We start from the raw sequence: 635 nt of genomic DNA on the forward strand, positions 1-635 counted from the left end.
TCAAGCACTATATAAATATCATCGCTGCTCTCAGTTTGTTTGGTAACATCGTGCAGTAAATAGATGGGATAAATATGGTTTAAACGTTAACGTTAGGGAAAATCAATATGTTCGAGATAATAAAAGACTGGCGCGAGCAGCGAATACTGGATAATAGCGAATTTACCGAGGCTGACTGGACACAAGCTGCCAAGCGTATTGTGATACTCGATAGACTAGACAAGGATGAGATGTCTCGTTTGTTTGATTTGGCGACATTATTTTTGGAGGACAAATCTATTAACGGCGCTCAAGGCTTTGAGATTACCGATGCTGTTAAGCAGTCTATTGCCTTGCAAGCTTGTCTGCCTATCTTAAATTTAGGACTTGAGTGGTACGCTGGCTGGTCGTCAGTCATCATCTATCCTGGTTCATACAAAAGCGAGACCAAAACAGTAGATGAGTTTGGTATTGTTCATGAAGGCCAGCAACATCGAAGCGGGGAGGCATGGCAGCGTGGGCCTGTGGTTTTATCATGGAAGGATGCCAAGCACTCAGGCGAGCGTGACGGTCACAATGTGGTCATTCACGAGTTTGTGCATAAGCTCGATATGCTTAATGGTCGCGCCAATGGCTTTCCGCCACTACAACCTGAT

Annotated in this window: 1 protein-coding gene; it reads left to right on the plus strand. The window is 44.6% G+C overall.

Going from position 1 to position 635, the window contains the following annotated elements:
* Positions 1–107: 107 nt before the first annotated feature.
* On the plus strand, positions 108–635 hold a 528-nt coding region (locus ACS8FD_RS21815; RefSeq protein WP_439277411.1), incomplete at its 3' end, for a M90 family metallopeptidase.

Source organism: Psychrobacter sp. 1U2 (genome assembly GCF_051847575.1).